Annotated in this window: 3 protein-coding genes; 1 reads left to right on the plus strand and 2 read right to left on the minus strand. The window is 37.1% G+C overall.

Going from position 1 to position 3,319, the window contains the following annotated elements; translation table 11 throughout:
* Nucleotides 1-1,205: glycosyltransferase family 2 protein (locus PLL47_RS14705; RefSeq protein WP_324447303.1), on the plus strand; the 1,205-nt coding region annotated here is incomplete at its 5' end.
* A gap of 301 nt (nt 1,206-1,506) precedes the next feature.
* On the opposite strand, the gene PLL47_RS14710 is transcribed toward PLL47_RS14705, so the two are convergent.
* Together PLL47_RS14710 and PLL47_RS14715 are read right to left on the minus strand one after the other, a co-directional pair.
* Nucleotides 1,507-1,962, minus strand: coding sequence for a hypothetical protein (locus PLL47_RS14710; protein ID WP_324447305.1), 456 nt, complete (start codon nt 1,960-1,962; stop codon nt 1,507-1,509).
* A 387-nt stretch (nt 1,963-2,349) separates the two neighbouring features.
* Nucleotides 2,350-2,553: a hypothetical protein gene (locus tag PLL47_RS14715; protein ID WP_324447307.1), complete on the minus strand. Its 204-nt coding sequence runs from the start codon at nt 2,551-2,553 to the stop codon at nt 2,350-2,352.
* Nucleotides 2,554-3,319 lie beyond the last annotated feature (766 nt).

Raw genomic sequence — 3,319 nt, forward strand, 5'->3', positions numbered from 1 at the left:
TAAATGTCAATAAAATAATGGAGGTATACTTCTGGTTCTTTATCATAACCGCTTTATTGCCACTTTCATTCTTCGTGATATGGAAAGTATTTTCAGAGTGGCAGAAGAATAGAGAACAGATTAAATACCTGCTTAAAGATGGTAAAGATCCGAAAGATCCGATGTTAGTCACCGTTATTGCACCGGCTTATAATGAAGAGAAATCAATAGGCAAATGCCTTGAATCCATACTTAACCAGGACTATAAAGGGGAAATGGAGGTAATCGCTGTTAATGACGGGTCCAGTGACCGGACTGCAGAGATTATTTCAAAATATCCTGTAAAACTTCTCGATCTAAAAGTGAATGGAGGAAAAGCAAACGCTCTAAATAAAGCGATTGAGATTGCAAAAGGAGACATTCTGATCTTTACGGATTCAGATTCGTATATGTCACCAGATGCGGTGAGTTCTCTGGTGAAATGTCTCAATGAGAACAAAGAAGCCCAGATGGTAGCAGGAAATGTGTTTATTCAGGATAACCATGGAAAAAAGGGACTCATTAAGTACTTCCAGATGATTGAATATCGCATAGAACAGGAAATTACCCGCTATCTCCAAAGCTTGTCCAACAGCATTCTCGTATGTCCTGGCCCTCTTACTGCTGTCAGGCGCGGAGTATGCGATGTGGTTCGATTCAGTAACGAAACCATCGTTGAAGATGCAGATTTTACAATCAGGGTTCTCAAAAACTCCATGAAGATAATTCAAGAACCAAAAGCAATAGTTTACACGAACGCACCTGAGACTGTTCGCGGGTGGTATAAACAGAGAAAGAGATGGTGGTACGGAAATCTCCAGTTATGGAGGCTCCATAAGAAATGGGCAGTTAGAAACCCCTGGATGGTATTCAACTATTCAGGATACATTACGGGAATCTGCTCTATCATCCTGATGATATCAGTACCGTACTTTATCCTTCAGTATGATAACATCCCGCTGGTACTGATGAGTGGAATGCAGTATATTGCTTTTTCTATACTGCTATATCTAATACTCATTGGTCCGTTCTTTACCACAGACAAAAGATTATTACTAATGCTGGTACCATATGTATTGATCTATGCGACAATAAAAGTGGTAGTAATCAGTAGCCTGTTCCTATGCTACTTAACCGGCAGAGGAGTAAGAGTCAAATTCGGTTCAAAGACCTTTGTGGCAAGATAATAAAGGTTATAAAAAATAATTTTTACAGGGGGTCAATTCCCTCTGTTTTTTAATAAATACAGTTCTGTTGCACTTAGCGACAGTGTGCCTAATTTGCTGTAAATTTGAAGTCAGGTTTTTGTGTATTGGGGGAAAAATTGATCTCTCGCTATGGAATTTTCTCCCAGATAACTTCTTGAGATTTGTGATTTTACATAACTTATGTTGTACGGTCGAAAATTCCTTAACCGATGACCAATTAAATCGTTTCAAGAAAGTTAGATTCGATTTTTCGGATTATATTTGTGATCATAAGAACACCTTATAATTTGATTCCATAATTCCCAGGTGAAGGCCCCTGCTTCGGCGAAGACAGTTCTAATGCTTTTATCCAATTTTCCCCGTCCCATTTTTTCCAGTGCATCATTATCATTGCACGGTTTAACAAAAGCTCTTCTCCCGAGTCGATGAAACCATCTCCATTCTTAAGCCCATGTTCGAAAGCATATCTAAGGCGTCCTGAGTACCATTCCAAAAATCGTAAGAATGCTTCGAATTTCGATATCTTCAGATTCTGCATGTAGAAATCGATACAGATCTCTTGAAGCTGATCCTGTCTCGGTAGCCAGATATAATTAGAATTATTTCCGGGATAGAGTAAAACCACAACTTTTTCTGAAGCAGGATTATAAACAAAATCACCGGATTGAAATACCCATTTTTGCTGAATTTCCCTAGCGAGCGAGCACATTCTGATATATTTCTCTGATGTATCCATGTTAACCAGCAATGAATTATGAGTAATAGGCTAAAAGGAGTAACCGAGCTGAGTGAAAGTATTGACCTCAGATGGTTCATATAAAAGGTCTTTCTTTTTCACAGAAAACACAGCTGTTGAGAGTGGAGCGCTTAACACTTTTGGCTTTCTGGTTTTGTTTCACATAATGTAAAGTCCCTTTAGAAGATGATTGGTAAAACCCTTTAGAAAATGAGTGATATGTTTTAAAGTGAAACAGGCACAGAAGGACTTCAGGTAATCTGACTTAACTCTATACGAGCAGTCTACCAGCTGAAAAGAAGAAGCAGTAAAATTGCTGCTTAACTTGAAAAGAGGTTCCGTAAAACCGACTGAAATAGTTTAAGAAAATGAAATTACACTCCAGCTTCATAAGCTATCAGAACGGCACTCCTCAAGAAATATAATAAGTTCGGTTTCAATCATCTGTTCAAAAAGTTCACTTTCGATATAATCATACTGTAAACCAATATTAACAAGCCGTTTGTATGTGGTATCATCAACATCTGAGATATCCAGTGTTTTTAACACATTAGCTATTGCAGTTTCTATTTCTTTGTCTCCCAGTTTCAACCCCTCCTTATAATTATTTCCCGGGATTCAAATATCTGCGACCCCCTGGAGATTTTATATGTGATCGTACCCTGTTTTCTGATTGGACTTTCCAACTCCATAATATTATTATATATTAAATTATATTAAATAAACTCTGTCAAAAATTGTTTCCATGCAAAAAATAGTTTGACATAAAAATTTTTGAAGCCCATGATAATTCTTTCAGCATATCATTTATGATTGAAGGGATTTGTGCGGGGGATCTGGCCTGTTGAGGGCTTATAGAAAATTAGAGTTTAAAAAGTAGGAATCCGTCTATCTATTCAATTAGAACATTTATAAGCTGGAGTCCTGGAGAATGGGAAGTCTGGAGGTCCATTTCCTCTAAAATACCTGCTCAGCTGCCTGCTACTGTGAGTTTGTAATGTAAATTTCTTCTTTGCGCTCACCCCAGATCCGAATCTTCATACAGTAAAGTTTTCTGTTCTCTATTGCTCGTCCAAGCTACCAAATAATTTCTGATAACAAGGACCTCTATTTATCCAGATATCATTTCCCTGATAATATCATTCCCCTGACAACTGCGAAAATCAGATTTTAAGAAACGTGAACGAGCGAGTGTGGGAGTGGGGGGGTGATTAAAAAAGTTTTATCGCTCGTTCAATCATATGTTTATCTTCACAACAATAAATACTTTTTTAAAAATAGGTATTATATTAACTAATCAACAAAAATAAATAAGTAACTGGTCTTATTTTCATAAAAATTATTATGCCGTTTTCAA

This window comes from Methanosarcina sp., assembly GCF_035390745.1.
Taxonomy (GTDB): domain Archaea; phylum Halobacteriota; class Methanosarcinia; order Methanosarcinales; family Methanosarcinaceae; genus Methanosarcina.